This window comes from Castellaniella sp. (assembly GCF_049651205.1).
Lineage (GTDB): Bacteria > Pseudomonadota > Gammaproteobacteria > Burkholderiales > Burkholderiaceae_B > Castellaniella.
Window position 1 is genome coordinate 33,276 of record NZ_JBASBR010000004.1, and the last position, 14,269, is coordinate 47,544.

Sequence of the window (14,269 nt, forward strand, 5' to 3'; positions counted from 1 at the left end):
ATGAACATTTTGCCTGCATCCAATCGCCTGCTGCGCTTGCTCCTGTCTTTGGGATGCCTGCTGGCGCTGGGCGCATGCGGCTTTCATCTCAAAGCTGCCACACCACTGCCATTTCACCAGATCTACACCAACATCGATCTTGATTCGGCATTTGGTGCACGTCTGGAGCGCATCGTCAGCGCCAATTCGCCCGATACACGATTCACACGAGAGCGATCCGAGGCCGACGTCTATCTGCACCAGATATCCGAAAACCAATGGTTGCGTCAGTTATCCATCGACACCGAAGGCCGGGTCGAGGAATACGAGCTCAATCTTGATTTCACCTTCGAACTGCTGGATCCCGCAGGCCACGTATTGCTGGCGCCCACCATCCTGCACAGTACCCGTGAGCTGCCCTACAACGACCGCATCGTGCAGGCCAAAGAAAGCGAGATCACCCGCACCTTCAAGGACATGCGCCAGAGCCTGATCGACCAGATCCTGCGTCGCCTAAGCGCACCGGACGTCCAGGAAGCCTATGAAAACATTGCCGCGCAGCCGGTGATCCAGATGCCCGATGACACCATCCAGCAAGACAACTCGGCCGGCGAACTGCTGATGAACCCGGGTAGACGGGGGTACTAGTGTCCCGACAAGCGTCCGACGCCCGCCAACTGATCGAGCAGTTCCAGAACGGCCGCGAGCTGCCTGCTTGCGCGGTATTGTCGGGAGACGAGATCCTGCTGGTCACCGAGATCGCCGACGCCTGCAAGGCAGCGGCCATCCAGCAAGGGTGCAGCGAGCGCACACACCTGGTGATGGATGCGCGCAGCGATTGGTCTGTCGCCTTGGCCACGGCACGCAACACCTCTTTGTTTGGCGATTTGCGCATGCTGGAAATCAGCCTGCCCACTGGCAAACCCGGCAAAGTCGGGGCAGACGCTCTACAGTCGCTGGCCACCATGGCGGCCGAGGGGCAGTTGCCGGATGTGCGCATTTTGATTCGGCTCCCCGCGCTGGATTGGGCAAGCCAAAAAGCCAAATGGGTTCAAACACTTAAAAAACAGGTACTCTGGATCGACGTCCCGAGCATTACCCGGGCCGCACTGCCTGGCTGGATTTCCGAGCGCCTGGCACGCCAGGATCAATCGGCAAACACCGACGCGCTGGCCTGGTTAAGCGACCAGGTAGAAGGCAATCTGCTGGCTGCCCACCAGGAGATCCAGAAGCTGGCCCTGCTGCATCCCGCCGGCGCCCTGACACTGGCCGATATCCAGGCAGCGGTTCTTAACGTGGCCCGCTACAACCCCTTTGATCTGCGCGATGCAATGCTGGCAGGTCAAAGCGACCGCGCACTTGCCATCCTCGACGGCCTGCATGCCGAAGGCGAGGCGCTGCCTCTGGTATTGTGGTCGGTAGGCGAGGAAATCCGGCTGCTGGCACGTCTGGCACAAGAACCCAACCCCGAAAACGCTTTTCGGGCGCAACGTATTTTTGGGCCCCGCGAGCGTCTGTTCAAACAGGCGCTGCAGCGCGTGCCCAGCAAAGCCTGGCCGGCTGCCCTGCGCCATACCCACGAGGTCGACTGCCTGATCAAAGGCATCCCGGTGGCCGGCCGGCTCTCCAACCCCTGGGATGAACTGGCCCGCCTGGTGTTACGCATCGCCAGCACGCCGGGCCGCCGCCCTGCCCGCACCTGATCTTCACGTCTTTCCGAGACTGCCATGACTGCTGCACACACAGACCACACACCGTTAGAACAACTGGGCCGCCAGGCGCGCCAGGCAGCCCGACACATGCGAATTGCCTCCGGGGCCGCCAAATCGGCCGCCCTCCTGGCCATGGCCAAGCAACTGCAGGCCCGCCGGCAATGGCTGCAGGATGAAAACGTACGCGACCTTCAGGCTGCAGCGCAACGTGGCCTGGAAGCCCCGCTGATGGATCGGCTGAAACTGTCGGACAAGGCGCTGGATACCATGGCTGCCGGCCTGACACAGATTGCCGCCATGCCCGATCCCATCGGTGGTTTAAGCGAAACCATTGTGCGCCCCAACGGCATGCAGGTGGCCCGCATGCGCGTACCATTGGGCGTGATCGGCATCATCTACGAATCCCGCCCCAACGTCACCATCGACGCCGCTGCCCTATGCTTGAAATCAGGCAACGCCACAATTTTACGCGGCGGCAGCGAGGCGTTTTATTCCAACCAGGCACTGGGTACCATCATCCAGGAAGGCCTGCAGGCGGCAGGCTTACCGGCGCAGGCCGTGCAGGTGGTGGATACACCCGACCGATCAGCCGTGGGCGAGATGATCACCCTGACAGACTATATCGATGTCATTATCCCTCGGGGCGGCAAAAGCCTGATTGCCCGCCTGTCCAAAGATTCCCGCATCCCGCTGATCAAGCACCTGGAAGGCAACTGCCATATTTTTGTCGACCGCGCCGCCCGGCTGGATCAGGCACTTGAGATCGTGGTGAATGCCAAAACCTACCGCTGCGGGATCTGTGGTGCCATGGAAACCCTGCTGGTGCATGCGGATATCGCCGCCGCCTGGCTGCCGGATGTTGCGGCACGCTTTGCCCAGCTGGGCGTCGAGTTGCGCGCCTGCCCACGGGCCGCTGCGCTGATGCCCGATGCAGTGCCGGCCACCGAGGACGACTGGGCCACCGAATTCCTGGCCCCCATACTGGCCGTGAAGGTTGTGGATTCTCTGGACGAAGCCATGGATCACATTGCCCGGTATAGTTCCGAACACACCGAGTCCATCCTCACCGAGGATATCTCGGCGGCCCAGCGTTTTCAGCGCGAGGTGGATTCCAGCTCGGTGTATGTCAATCTGCCTACCTGCTTTGCCGATGGCTTTGAGTACGGCCTGGGTGCGGAAATCGGCATCTCCACCAACCGGCTGCATGCCCGCGGGCCGGTTGGCCTGGAAGGCCTGACCATCCAGAAATGGGTGCTGACCGGCAACGGCCAGCTGCGAGGCTAAGCATGTTGTGGGTTAAAACATTGCATATCCTGTTCGTAGTGTCCTGGTTTGCCGGCCTGTTTTACTTACCACGCATTTTTGTCAATCTGGCCCAGACCACCGATGCCTCTACGCGCGAGACGCTGCTGGGCATGGCGCAGCGACTGTATCGTTTCATGACCCCTCTAGGGGTGTTGGCCTTGATTCTAGGCCTGATCCTGTGGCTGGGATACGGCATCGGGCAAGGCCAGATCTGGATGCATGCCAAGTTGTGCGGCGTCCTGGGCTTGTTGGCGTTTCACATCGCCTGCCGCCACCATTTGCGGGTGTTCTCCAACGGATCCAGCCGGCACAGCCACCGGTATTTCCGCTGGTTCAACGAAATCCCCGTCCTGCTGCTGCTGCTGATTCTGATCTTCGTGGTGGTTAAACCCTTCTGAACCCTATGACCGACTCCAGCCCCAGCAAAACACTGCGTCTCAAGCCCAAAAAGCGCACACACCAAGAGCCCGCCGACGATCAACGTCCCAAAAGATCGGGCGCACGCGCCCGTCAGGCAGCGCTGCAAGAGCGCGCCTTGCACGCCCGCGGTGAAGACACACCCGAGACCAGCAGTCCGAGAAGCCACACCAGGGATTCCCGGCCCGGCACCGCGCCAAGATGGCAGGACGACCAGGCCCCAGGGCGTTCGCCCTCACGCCGCTTTGATGAGTCATCACCCTCTCGGCCGCGTTCACCCGCACGGCAGACAGACGGATCACCCTCCGCCCGCCCTCGCGGTGCCTCCAGGCGGCCAGACTCACGGACAGACACCCGGCGAAACACCCGGGCAGACGATACATCCTGGCAACCTGAAACCCGCACACCCAGGGCACGGACATTTACCACCGAGCGCCGCCGGCCGGACGAAGACTCACCACCTCGTATTCAACATAAGACGCGGCGCCCAAGAGCCCCCTTTACCGCCGAAGTATTCCACGTGTTTGCGCCCTGCCCCCACGGGCTGGAAGAGGCCCTAAGCCTGGAACTCCAGGCACTGGGCTACGACAGGGTTGAGGCAGGCCGGGCCGGCTGCCATTTTGATGCCAACTGGACCGGCATCTTGCGTGCCAATCTATATTCACGCCTGGCGACGCGGATATTGGTACAGCTGGCCCACGCCCCGGTGCAACACGAGGACGACATCCTGGCCCTGGCACGCGAAACCGAGTGGGAACGCTGGTTTGGCCCCGAGGACACCTTGCGTGTGGATACCTCTGCCATCCACAGTCCAATGCAAAGCTTGCAATACTGCAATCTGCGAGCCAAGGACGGCATCTGCGACCGCCTGCGCGAGCGCGAAGGTAGCCGCCCCGACATTGACACCGTGCGCCCGGACGCCCGGGTACACCTGTTTCTGGACGCCACGCACGCAACCCTCTACCTGGACGTATCAGGAGAATCGTTGTTCAAGCGCGGCTGGCGACTGGACAAAGGCGAGGCCCCCTTGCGCGAAAACCTGGCAGCCGGCTTGCTGGCCTTGTCCGGGTGGCAACCCGACGCCCCCCTGCTGGATCCATTTTGTGGCAGCGGTACCATCCTGATTGAAGCCGCCTGGATTGCACTGGGCGTACCCGCGGGCATTTGGCGGCCTTTCGGATTCGAGCGGCTGCGCCCGCACGATGCACGCCTATGGCGTGATCTGAAAGAAGATGCCCGCAGTCACATTGCCCCGCGTCTGGAGCAGCCCCTGGTGGGCAGCGACATCGATGCAGCGGCCATCGAGGCGGCCCGGGCAAATACCGAGCGGGCTCATCTAAGCCCCGGCACAATTGATTTTCGTGTGTGCGACGCAAGGCAGATGCCGGCACCAGCTGACCACGGCTGGATCGTGACCAACCCACCCTACGGCGAGCGTCTGGGCAGCGGCGAGGCAGAGATCTGGTCGCAATGGGCCTCACAGCTTAAGCAACAATATGCAGGCTGGCAGCTCAATGTCATCACCAGCGACCTCGATTTTCCCAAGCAGCTGCGGCTGAAAGCCCGACGGCGCCACCCCTTGCACAACGGTGCACTGGATTGCCGCCTGTTCCAGTTTGATCTGGTAGCCAAAGGATATCGTAACCCCCCAGGCCAGGCAGACGATATCGATTGATGCGCCGGGGCTACACCCGCCTTTTATTTTCAGTACAAGCACTTGCATTTCGACTAGGGTAAACCCTATAATAGGGTTAACCCGAGCGAAACGCTCTTTTCACGCAAAGAGGCTTGCAATGAAAAACACGAACTACGCGGATGTCCGCCTGACCGATGCCCTGGAACGCCAACTGCTGGCTGAAGCCATCGAGGCCCAACAAGAATACACACTGGATCGCATGGTGAAGTCGCTGGTTCAGAAAGTTGCCAGTTTCTTCAAGACCCCGGAAGGCCGAGTGCACCACACGGTACGCACCGCCAACTGATCACGCCACAACAGGCTGATCTGGCAAAGGCCGCCCTAGGGCGGCCTTTGCTTTGCCTGCGCAGCCAGACGGATACCAGATGCCGTACGCAAGGCGTGACCGTGGGATAATGCGGCTTTCACGCCACGCGCGTTTTAGACCCCGGCCTACCATGTCTGCTTCCGCCTTGCCTATCCCGCCCCTTGCTCCACCACGCTTGCGGCGTTTTGCCTCCATGATGTATGAAGGCGTCCTGCTGTTTGGGGTGGTGTTTTTGGCAGGCTATCTGTTTGACACGCTGACGCAAAGCCGCAGCGGGCTGATGCTGCGCAATGTGCGCCAGGTAGTCCTGTTTATCGCAATCGGCGTGTATTTTGTGACCTGCTGGCGCCGCGGTGGCCAGACCCTGCCCATGAAAACCTGGGATATCCGCCTGACAGATCGCGGCGGGCGCGCCGTCAGCACCAGCCGCATGCTGTTGCGCTATGTATTATTGTGGCCACTGCCTTTGCTGAGTGCCTTGCTGATCGGCGGCATTGCCCATTTAAGCGGTTGGCCGGCCATCGACATGCTGATTGTTCTGGCACCATTTTCAATTTTCATCTGGACGTGGATAGATCCGCAGGGCCAGTTTCTGCACGATCGCCTTCTGGGCACTGAACTCCACGATCTCCGGTCTACCCCGACATGAGCAATATCCTAAAAAAATACCTTACCCCCGACCACAGCACCCGCATTCAGGCCCTGCATCTGGAGTCAGCCTGGCAAACCGGGCTGGCACACCAGAATCTCCCGCCGCTGGTTGTACAACTCCTGGGCGAACTCGCAGCAGCGGCTGTTTTGCTGGCCGGCAACATCAAATTTGATGGCTCTGTGGTGCTGCAGCTGCAAGGCAACGGGCCTGTGCGCCTGATCATGGTCGAATGCACCGCTGCGTTGCAGCTGCGTGCCACCGCACAATTGCGCGAAGACGCCATCATCCCCGAATCTGCTTCTTTGCAAGCACTATTAAACGCTGATCAGCAAGGACGCTTCACCGTGATGCTGGACCCCAGCCACCGGGAAAACGGCGCAACGCCCTACCAGGGCATTGTGCCCCTGGAAGGCGATCGCGTCTCTGATGCGCTGGAGCATTACATGAAGCACTCCGAACAGCTGGACACCCGGTTGTGGCTGGCGGCAGACAACAAGCAATGTGCCGGGCTGATGTTGCAACGCATGCCATTACCCAGCAGCCCCCAGGCAACCCCTGCCACCACCGACGCAGCCAACGCCACCTGGGCGCATTGCCAGACGCTGGCCGAAACCCTGCGGTCCGGCGAACTGTTGGCCGACAGCCCTGACACCCTGATGCACAAGCTGTTTTGGGAAGACGACCTGCTGGCCTTTGACGACCAGGAAGTCAGCTGGCACTGTCCGTGCACCCGTGCCAGGGTGGCAGACATGCTGCGCAATCTAGGCCAGGCCGAGGTTCAATCCATCCTTGAAGAACAAGGACAGGTGCATATCGACTGCAATTTCTGTGGCAAACCCTACGATTTTGACGCTGTGGATTGTGCCAGCCTGTTTCTGGACGATCCCGCCCAAACCCCCGCACCTGGCTCAGGCACCATCCACTGATTCTTGCGGCTGACAAGCCCCGATACCCCCAAAGCAGCACAGAGGGATCCCCCGCCTGCCCTGCTGCGGGCGCTTGCGGCACACTAGGTGTCCATCCTGTTGCATTCCTGGACAGGCCCCAGACACTGCTGTGGAGCCACGCATGCGCGGGTACCTCATCCAGACACACAGGCCTGTGCCCGCAACGGACCGCCGACAGCACCAGGCCGTCTGCCTGCACAGCGCACGGCAACAACACGGCGTGGGTATGGTTGGCTTTTTGCTGGCGGCCATGCCTGTGCTGGGTCTGGGCCTGGGAGGTGCCGAACTGGCACACTGGATGAACCTGCGCCAGACGCTTAGCCTGAACCTGATGGATGCCGCCCGTGCGGGCATCACCCGCCAGGCCAGCCCTGGAGCCATTGCGGCCGCATTTGAGCAATCGCTGCACCGCCTCTACCCAAACCACACAGCACAATCCCGGGTACTGGCCAAGCAGGTGTCTCTGGGCATCCCCTGGCAGATCCGCATCCTGCAGCCCACCGCTGCCGCCTTTGCCGATCACGCAGACCATCCCGGCCAGCCAGGTTCTACGCAGCTTGCCACCACGGCAGCGCCATATGCCTTCAGCCACCGCCCAGGCGCCCATCCCGCAGGGCTGGCACGCATCCGCAACGATTACCAGGCTCTGCAGCACCAGCAACGGCTTACCCAAGGCTGGCCGCAAGGCCGTGGGCCACAGTCTGGCCAGACAATCCAGCAGGCCAATACGCTGAGCCTGGAACTCTGGTGGCCCCAGCAAGCCCTGTTGCCACCCACGGCAAGCTTGATACGGGCACTGGCCGGCCTGCACCCCGACCCACTGGCCAAGCGTATGATGCAGCACGGGTATTTGCCCTTTAAGCGCAAGCTGACGCTATCGATGCAATCCGATCCACTGAACTGGCCGGATCTGCCGGATGGCCGTGTGGTGCACGCCACGCCGAGCGGCGTAAATGGATCAGCACCAGGCAATCAGCCACTGCCCGGCAATCCGGCACCACCCCTGCCCACAATGCCAGACTCGCCGGCCACCGGCAACGTGCCAAACCCATCCACCGAACCGATACCCGATGGCACAGGAGTGGCCCCGAGTGCAGCGAGCGGTGATGGCAACCCAGCGGGCGCAAACAACGAAGGCGTGCCCGGCTCTGGCACAGGCGACGGGCAAGCCCCGGCACCCGGCACGGACGCAGGCACTCCGCCAGGTGCGCTGTGCGCGCCTTAAGATCTGATTTGGATAAACGGCGCAAACGGCCAATAGCTGGCCTGCAGAACCTTATTGGCCTTGAGGCGGCCGCGGCAAGACCTGCACGAAGTATTCGCCTTCGCGGATCATGTTGAGCTCGCCCCGGGCGCGCTCTTCGACGGCGGAGATACCGGTTTTAAGATCCTGAACTTCGGCCTGCAAGGCGTTATTGCGGGCCATCAGGGCCTGGTTGGTGTCCGTTTCTTTATGCACCTGCGTCTCGAGCGCCTGCACTTGCAGCCAGCCACCCTTGCCCCACCAAAGCGGGTACTGGATGACTAGCGCAAGCGCCAGCAGAACCAGGCTGAGCAGGCGCATGAGGCCGTTTTAGCGCAGGTTATAGAAGGCAGACACACCGGGATAGCTGGCCACTTCGGCGAGCTCTTCTTCGATGCGCAGCAACTGGTTGTACTTGGCCATGCGGTCGGAGCGCGACAGAGAGCCGGTTTTGATCTGCATGGCATTGGTTGCCACCGCGATATCGGCAATGGTGGCGTCCTCGGTTTCGCCCGAGCGGTGCGAAATGATTGCGGTGTAACCGGCGCGCTTGGCCATCTCGATGGCGGCGAAGGTTTCGGTGAGGGTCCCGATCTGGTTGATCTTGATGAGGATCGAGTTGGCGATGTGCTGCTCGATGCCCTTTTTAAGAATACGGGTGTTGGTGACGAAGAGGTCGTCGCCCACCAACTGAACCTTTTTGCCAAGTTGCTCGGTGAGAATGCGCCAGCCGTCCCAATCGTCTTCGGCCATGCCGTCTTCGATGGTGACGATGGGGTATTTGTCGCACCAGGAGGCCAGCAGGTTGGCAAAATCCTGCGAGCTTAAAGACACACCACCCTCGCCGGCCAGATGGTACTTGCCATCACGGTAGAACTCGGAGCTGGCGCAATCCAGACCCAGCACCACTTGCGTGCCGGCCTCGTAGCCGGCGGCGCTGATTGCTTGCAGGATCAGCTGGATGGCGGCTTCGTGGTTGGCCACGTTGGGCGCAAACCCGCCTTCGTCACCCACGGCAGTGGACATGCCTTGATCGGCAATGATCTTTTTGAGTGCATGGAAGATTTCTGCACCCATGCGCAGGGCTTCACGGAAGCTGACCGCGCCCACCGGCAGGATCATGAACTCTTGGAGATCGAGGCTGTTGTTGGCATGCGCCCCGCCATTGATGACGTTCATCATCGGCACGGGCATTTGCAGAGGGCCACTGCCACCAAAATAGCGGTACAGGGGCAGGCCGGCGTCCTCGGCGGCTGCCTTGGCCACAGCCATGCTGGCAGCCAAGATGGCGTTGGCACCCAGGCGGCTTTTATCCTCCGTACCATCGAGTTCGATCAGGGTGCGGTCGATAAACGTTTGCTCTTGGGCATCCAGGCCCAACAGTGCCTCGGAGATCTCGGTGTTGATGTGCTCGACAGCGCGCAACACCCCTTTGCCCAGATAGCGGGTTTTATCACCGTCGCGCAGCTCGATGGCCTCGCGCGAGCCCGTGGAGGCACCCGAGGGCACAGCAGCCCGACCCATGGCACCGGATTCGAGCAAAACGTCACACTCTACAGTGGGGTTGCCGCGTGAATCGAGGATCTCGCGTCCGATGATATCTACAATTGCGCTCATGGTGAGGGTGTCCTGCCTGTGTAATGTGTTCAAGGGAAACCCCACTATTGTAGCGGGGGATGCACGGGTTCAGTCTACTTCAGGACAGCCGCCGCACGATTAGCCCGGCTTTATAGCCGCTATTACAGAGTCAGTGATACCGCACCGTCTTGCTTGACGCAACGATCCAGCGCCACCAGGCTTTGCAGCAAGGCCCGCATTTTATCCAGCGGCACAGCATTAGGGCCGTCGGATAATGCTTTTTCGGGATCGGGGTGTGTTTCCATAAAGATACCGGCCACGCCAACCGCCACCGCCGCACGCGCCAGCACAGGGACAAACTCACGCTGGCCGCCCGACCGGGTGCCCTGCCCACCGGGCAGCTGAACTGAATGCGTGGCATCAAAAACCACCGGGCAATGCGTATCGCGCATGATGGCCAAGGACCGCATGTCAGAAACCAGATTATGGTAACCAAACGATGCGCCGCGCTCGCAGACCATAATGTTCTGGCCATCTCCGCCTGCCTCGATGGCAGCGGCACGGGCCTTGGCCACAACCTGCAGCATGTCTTCGGGGGCCAGAAACTGCCCCTTTTTGATATTGACCGGCTTGAGCGTGGCTGCACAGGTTTGGATGAAATCGGTTTGACGGCATAAAAAGGCCGGCGTCTGCAGCACATCCACAACCGAGGCAACCTCGCGGGCCTGGCCGGCCTCGTGCACATCGGTGAGCACGGGTACGCCCAGCTGCTGGCGCACATCGGCCAGGATTTTCAGGCCCTCATCGATGCCCGGGCCGCGGAAAGACGCGCCAGAGCTGCGATTGGCCTTATCAAACGAGCTTTTGTAGATAAAGGGGATACCCAGGGCCCGGGTGATTTCTTGCAAAACACCGGCCGTCTCGAAAGCGAGCTCGCGGGATTCGATGACGCATGGCCCGGCAATCAGGAACAAGGGCTGGGTGAGCCCGGCCTCGAAGTGACATAACTGCATGGGGTACCCCTTTGGCCGTCAACCGGCCTTTTTTACCTGGCTTTGCTGATAGGTGAGCGCTGCCTGAATGAAACTGCTGAACAAAGGATGGCCGTCACGCGGCGTAGAGGTGAACTCGGGGTGAAACTGCACGCCCATGAACCACGGATGACTGGGGATCTCCATGATCTCCGGCAGATTCTCGGTGGGCGTACGGGCACTGATGACCATGCCGGCTTCTTCGAGGCGATTGACGTAGACGTTATTGACCTCGTAGCGATGGCGATGGCGTTCGTTGACCTCGGTGCCATAGATGCTGGCAGCCCGTGTACCCGGCTTGACCGGGCAACGCTGGGCCCCTTTGCGCATGGTGCCGCCAAGATCAGAAGACGCATCGCGCTTCTCGATCTTGCCTTCCCGATCTTGCCACTCGGTGATCAGGGCCACCACGGGATGCGGTGCGGAAGGATCGAACTCCGTGCTGTTGGCACCGCCCAAGCCCGCCACATGACGTGCGAACTCGACCACAGCCAGCTGCATGCCCAGGCAGATGCCCAGATAGGGGATGCCGTGCTCGCGGGCATACTGGATGGCCTTGATCTTGCCTTCGGTACCCCGTTTGCCAAAGCCACCGGGCACCAGAATAGCGTCCAGGCCCGCCAGGCAAGCGATGCCCTGGGTATCGATCTCTTCGGAATCCAGATAGACGATATCGACACGGGAATGAGTATGGATGCCTGCGTGCACCAAGGCTTCGGACAGCGATTTATAGGACTCGGTGAGATCGACATACTTGCCGACCATGCCGATAGTGACCGAGCCGCGCGGGTTTTCGAGGTCGTGCACCAGGCGATCCCAGACGGTGAGATCGGCGGGCGGTGGCGTGATGGCCAGCGCATCGCACACCAGGCTGTCGAGCCCCTGCTGATGCAGCATGGCCGGAATCTTGTAGATGGAATCCGCGTCGGACACAGAAATCACGGCATCCAGCGGCACATTGGAAAACAATGAGATTTTGGCACGCTCGTCATCGGGCACCGGGCGATCGGCGCGGCATAACAGGGCATTGGGATAAATGCCGATTTCGCGCAGTTTTTGCACCGAGTGCTGAGTGGGCTTGGTTTTGAGCTCGCCGGCAGAAGCAATGAACGGCACCAGCGTAAGGTGCACAAACGCGCACTGATTGCGCCCCAGGCGCAGGCTCATCTGGCGCACGGCCTCGAGGAACGGCAGGGATTCGATGTCACCCACCGTACCGCCGATCTCGACCATGGCGATATCGGCCTGGCCGTTATAGGCCGCCTTGGCGCCGCGGGCGATGAAATCCTGGATCTCGTTGGTGATGTGCGGAATGACCTGTACGGTTTTACCCAGGTAATCGCCACGGCGCTCTTTGCGCAGGACGGATTCGTAGATCTGACCGGTGGTGAAATTATTGACCTTGTGCATCCGTGCCGAGACGAAGCGCTCGTAGTGGCCGAGATCAAGGTCGGTTTCGGCCCCGTCTTCGGTGACGAAAACCTCGCCATGCTGAAACGGGCTCATGGTGCCAGGATCGACGTTGATATAGGGATCCAGTTTGAGCATGGTGACCCGCAAGCCGCGGGATTCTAGGATGGCGGCGAGAGATGCCGCAGCAATGCCTTTGCCCAGGGATGAGACGACTCCCCCCGTGACGAATACGTATTTGGTCATTTGAATACTTGCCCGGTGTGGACGGGCGGAGCGGGAAATGGGAATTATAGCCGCTTGCCGACGGGCTTAGCAGCCCTCGACTGCAGGTGCCGTCGGCACAACGGGTTCGAGGTCGTGCGGCTGGTCCACAGCAGTCAAATGTGCACGGCTTGCCAGCAGCACCCCCACAGCAGCCAATACTGCAAGCGTGCCCACCCAATAGGGCACGTGATCGTTGAGGGTTTCACCCAGATAGCCTGCCAGCCAGGGCGCCACCGCCCCGCCGCTGAAGCGGACAAAACTGTAGGCCGCAGAGGCTACTCCGCGTTCGACAGGGGCTGCTTTCATGACGGTTTCTGTGACCAAGGTATTGTTGATGCCTAAAAACAGGCCGGCCGCCACCACACCAACCACCAGCACAGATTTATGGTCTGTCCAGATGGCCATCACGGCCAGCACCAGGGCAAAACCCAGCAGGGCAAACACAATCGATGGAATCGTGCCCCACGCACTTTGCAAACGGGGTGCGAGAAACACGGAAGCAAACGCCAGCATCACCCCCCAGCCAAAGAAAATCAGGCCCACCTGCTGCGCGCCCATGTCCAGCGGAAATGGCGTGTAGGCCAGCAAGGTGAAAAAGCCGAAGTTATACAACAGCGCGGTGATGGCCACCCCCAGCAAACCGGGATGCCTGAGGGCCCGGAAAGGGTCGCGCAAGGAGCTGTGGTGCACGGTGGCGGCAAAGGGCGGCAACAGAAAGAACGTGACCACAAAAGCGATGGCCATCAATACCGACACCCCGAAAAAAGGCCCGCGCCAGGAAATGGAACCCAGCACGCCACCGATAAGCGGCCCGGCGGCGATCCCTACACCCAGCGCAGCTTCGTAAAAAATGACGGCATCCCGAACAGACCCTTGGGAAGCGCTGACAATCGCGGCCAGTGCGGTGGCCACAAACAGCGCATTGCCCAGGCCCCAGATGGCGCGGTAGCCGACGATCTCCATCACTGATCCAGACATCCCGGCCAGCCCGGCCCCTGCAATAATGACCAGCAAACCCAGCAGCAGCGTGCGCTTGACCCCCAGACGGCTGGAAACCACGCTGGTGATCAGCATGGCCAGACCCATGACAGCCATGTAGCTGGTAAACAGTAGGGAGGTTTGTGAGGGCGTAGCGCCCAGGGAATCCGCAATCGGCTTGAGGATGGGATCCACAAGCCCGATGCCCATAAAGGCAATGACACAGGCAAACGCGACGGCCATGACGGCCTTGGGTTGTCGCAATAAATTCATGATGAAAGATCCGGAAAATAAACAGAATCGGTATAGGCCGCATCCAGCAAGCCTTCCAGGGTCTGCAACGTGGTGTCCAGGCCCTGGCGCTGGGCAGGCGCAAACTGGGCAATAAGCGCCCCCATCACCCTCGCCCGTTCGCGACGCAAGTCGTCGAGCATGTGCTGTCCTGCGGGGGTAAGGGACACCAGCCCCGCACGCGCGTCGGAGGGATCGGGTACGCGCCGCACCAGAGACTGCTGCAGCAAACGCTTGACCAGGGTGGTCATGGTGGGCTGGCTGCAGTGCTCGGCCCGGGCGAGGTCTCCCACGCGGGACGGGCCCAACTGGCTGATCTGAGACAGCACCCGCGCCTGCGCCAAAGGCACAGCCCATTGGGTGTGATGGGTAACCCAGCGGTTAAGCCGGACGATGCGATCAAGCAGCTGTGCACCCACCAATAAATGATCAGCAGACCCAGACATGTCAAATCCA

15 protein-coding genes are annotated in these 14,269 nt (G+C 60.9%); 9 read left to right on the top strand and 6 right to left on the bottom strand.

Annotation, left to right across the window (positions count from 1 at the left end; all coding sequences use genetic code 11):
- The 9 genes from lptE (at nucleotide 1) to WA928_RS01340 (ending at nucleotide 8,240) form a co-directional block, all read left to right on the top strand.
- Nucleotides 1–627: an LPS assembly lipoprotein LptE gene (gene lptE, locus WA928_RS01300; RefSeq protein WP_424298578.1), complete on the top strand. Its 627-nt coding sequence runs from the start codon at nucleotides 1–3 to the stop codon at nucleotides 625–627.
- Nucleotides 627–1,682: a DNA polymerase III subunit delta gene (holA, locus tag WA928_RS01305; RefSeq protein ID WP_424298581.1), complete on the top strand. Its 1,056-nt coding sequence runs from the start codon at nucleotides 627–629 to the stop codon at nucleotides 1,680–1,682. Before lptE ends, holA begins: the two co-directional genes overlap by 1 nt.
- A 24-nt stretch (nucleotides 1,683–1,706) precedes the next feature.
- Complete coding sequence (locus tag WA928_RS01310; protein ID WP_424298584.1) at nucleotides 1,707–2,975, top strand: glutamate-5-semialdehyde dehydrogenase; 1,269 nt, start codon at nucleotides 1,707–1,709, stop codon at nucleotides 2,973–2,975.
- A gap of 2 nt (nucleotides 2,976–2,977) precedes the next feature.
- A complete protein-coding gene (locus WA928_RS01315) occupies nucleotides 2,978–3,394 on the top strand; it encodes a CopD family protein (RefSeq protein ID WP_424298587.1) in 417 nt (138 codons plus the stop codon).
- A gap of 5 nt (nucleotides 3,395–3,399) precedes the next feature.
- Nucleotides 3,400–5,088 (top strand): THUMP domain-containing protein, encoded by a 1,689-nt coding sequence (locus WA928_RS01320; protein ID WP_424298590.1) that lies wholly within the window; start codon nucleotides 3,400–3,402, stop codon nucleotides 5,086–5,088.
- Nucleotides 5,089–5,206: 118 nt separating this feature from the next.
- A complete protein-coding gene (locus WA928_RS01325) occupies nucleotides 5,207–5,395 on the top strand; it encodes a hypothetical protein (RefSeq protein ID WP_350382086.1) in 189 nt (62 codons plus the stop codon).
- 151 nt (nucleotides 5,396–5,546) lie between these two features.
- Nucleotides 5,547–6,065, top strand: a complete 519-nt coding sequence (locus tag WA928_RS01330) for an RDD family protein (RefSeq protein ID WP_424298593.1) — start codon at nucleotides 5,547–5,549, stop codon at nucleotides 6,063–6,065.
- Nucleotides 6,062–6,994: an Hsp33 family molecular chaperone HslO gene (locus WA928_RS01335; RefSeq protein WP_424298596.1), complete on the top strand. Its 933-nt coding sequence runs from the start codon at nucleotides 6,062–6,064 to the stop codon at nucleotides 6,992–6,994. Before WA928_RS01330 ends, WA928_RS01335 begins: the two co-directional genes overlap by 4 nt.
- Nucleotides 6,995–7,136: 142 nt before the next feature.
- Nucleotides 7,137–8,240: a hypothetical protein gene (locus tag WA928_RS01340; protein ID WP_424298599.1), complete on the top strand. Its 1,104-nt coding sequence runs from the start codon at nucleotides 7,137–7,139 to the stop codon at nucleotides 8,238–8,240.
- A 51-nt stretch (nucleotides 8,241–8,291) separates the two neighbouring features.
- Here the strand turns inward: WA928_RS01340 and ftsB are convergent, their stop codons facing one another.
- The 6 genes from ftsB to WA928_RS01370 all read right to left on the bottom strand — a co-directional run bounded on the left by ftsB (nucleotide 8,292) and on the right by WA928_RS01370 (nucleotide 14,259).
- A complete protein-coding gene (ftsB, locus tag WA928_RS01345; RefSeq protein ID WP_350382091.1) occupies nucleotides 8,292–8,579 on the bottom strand; it encodes a cell division protein FtsB in 288 nt (95 codons plus the stop codon).
- Nucleotides 8,580–8,588: 9 nt separating this feature from the next.
- The gene (gene eno / locus WA928_RS01350) at nucleotides 8,589–9,875 is read right to left on the bottom strand and encodes a phosphopyruvate hydratase (protein ID WP_424298602.1); all 1,287 of its coding nucleotides are present in this window, start codon (nucleotides 9,873–9,875) and stop codon (nucleotides 8,589–8,591) included.
- A gap of 122 nt (nucleotides 9,876–9,997) precedes the next feature.
- Entirely contained in the window at nucleotides 9,998–10,849 is an 852-nt protein-coding gene (kdsA, locus tag WA928_RS01355; RefSeq protein ID WP_424298605.1) for a 3-deoxy-8-phosphooctulonate synthase, read from the bottom strand.
- Between the two features lie 18 nt (nucleotides 10,850–10,867).
- The gene (locus WA928_RS01360; RefSeq protein ID WP_350382096.1) at nucleotides 10,868–12,523 is read right to left on the bottom strand and encodes a CTP synthase; all 1,656 of its coding nucleotides are present in this window, start codon (nucleotides 12,521–12,523) and stop codon (nucleotides 10,868–10,870) included.
- 66 nt (nucleotides 12,524–12,589) lie between these two features.
- Nucleotides 12,590–13,795: an MFS transporter gene (locus WA928_RS01365; protein ID WP_417276184.1), complete on the bottom strand. Its 1,206-nt coding sequence runs from the start codon at nucleotides 13,793–13,795 to the stop codon at nucleotides 12,590–12,592.
- Nucleotides 13,792–14,259 (bottom strand): MarR family winged helix-turn-helix transcriptional regulator, encoded by a 468-nt coding sequence (locus WA928_RS01370; RefSeq protein ID WP_424298608.1) that lies wholly within the window; start codon nucleotides 14,257–14,259, stop codon nucleotides 13,792–13,794. The genes WA928_RS01365 and WA928_RS01370 overlap by 4 nt, the downstream gene beginning before the upstream one ends.
- Between the last annotated feature and the right edge of the window lie 10 nt (nucleotides 14,260–14,269).

What these genes read in the sequence shown, in the direction of transcription:
- WA928_RS01335 (WP_424298596.1), top strand. Translation starts at nt 6,062, where the DNA reads ATGAGCAATATCCTAAAAAAATACCTTACCCCCGACCACAGCACCCGC.
- WA928_RS01310 (WP_424298584.1), top strand. Translation starts at nt 1,707, where the DNA reads ATGACTGCTGCACACACAGACCACACACCGTTAGAACAACTGGGCCGC.
- WA928_RS01325 (WP_350382086.1), top strand. Translation starts at nt 5,207, where the DNA reads ATGAAAAACACGAACTACGCGGATGTCCGCCTGACCGATGCCCTGGAA.
- eno (WP_424298602.1), bottom strand. Translation starts at nt 9,875, where the DNA reads ATGAGCGCAATTGTAGATATCATCGGACGCGAGATCCTCGATTCACGC.
- ftsB (WP_350382091.1), bottom strand. Translation starts at nt 8,579, where the DNA reads ATGCGCCTGCTCAGCCTGGTTCTGCTGGCGCTTGCGCTAGTCATCCAG.
- kdsA (WP_424298605.1), bottom strand. Translation starts at nt 10,849, where the DNA reads ATGCAGTTATGTCACTTCGAGGCCGGGCTCACCCAGCCCTTGTTCCTG.
- WA928_RS01370 (WP_424298608.1), bottom strand. Translation starts at nt 14,259, where the DNA reads ATGTCTGGGTCTGCTGATCATTTATTGGTGGGTGCACAGCTGCTTGAT.
- lptE (WP_424298578.1), top strand. Translation starts at nt 1, where the DNA reads ATGAACATTTTGCCTGCATCCAATCGCCTGCTGCGCTTGCTCCTGTCT.
- WA928_RS01320 (WP_424298590.1), top strand. Translation starts at nt 3,400, where the DNA reads ATGACCGACTCCAGCCCCAGCAAAACACTGCGTCTCAAGCCCAAAAAG.
- WA928_RS01340 (WP_424298599.1), top strand. Translation starts at nt 7,137, where the DNA reads ATGCGCGGGTACCTCATCCAGACACACAGGCCTGTGCCCGCAACGGAC.
- WA928_RS01315 (WP_424298587.1), top strand. Translation starts at nt 2,978, where the DNA reads ATGTTGTGGGTTAAAACATTGCATATCCTGTTCGTAGTGTCCTGGTTT.
- WA928_RS01360 (WP_350382096.1), bottom strand. Translation starts at nt 12,523, where the DNA reads ATGACCAAATACGTATTCGTCACGGGGGGAGTCGTCTCATCCCTGGGC.
- WA928_RS01330 (WP_424298593.1), top strand. Translation starts at nt 5,547, where the DNA reads ATGTCTGCTTCCGCCTTGCCTATCCCGCCCCTTGCTCCACCACGCTTG.
- WA928_RS01365 (WP_417276184.1), bottom strand. Translation starts at nt 13,795, where the DNA reads ATGAATTTATTGCGACAACCCAAGGCCGTCATGGCCGTCGCGTTTGCC.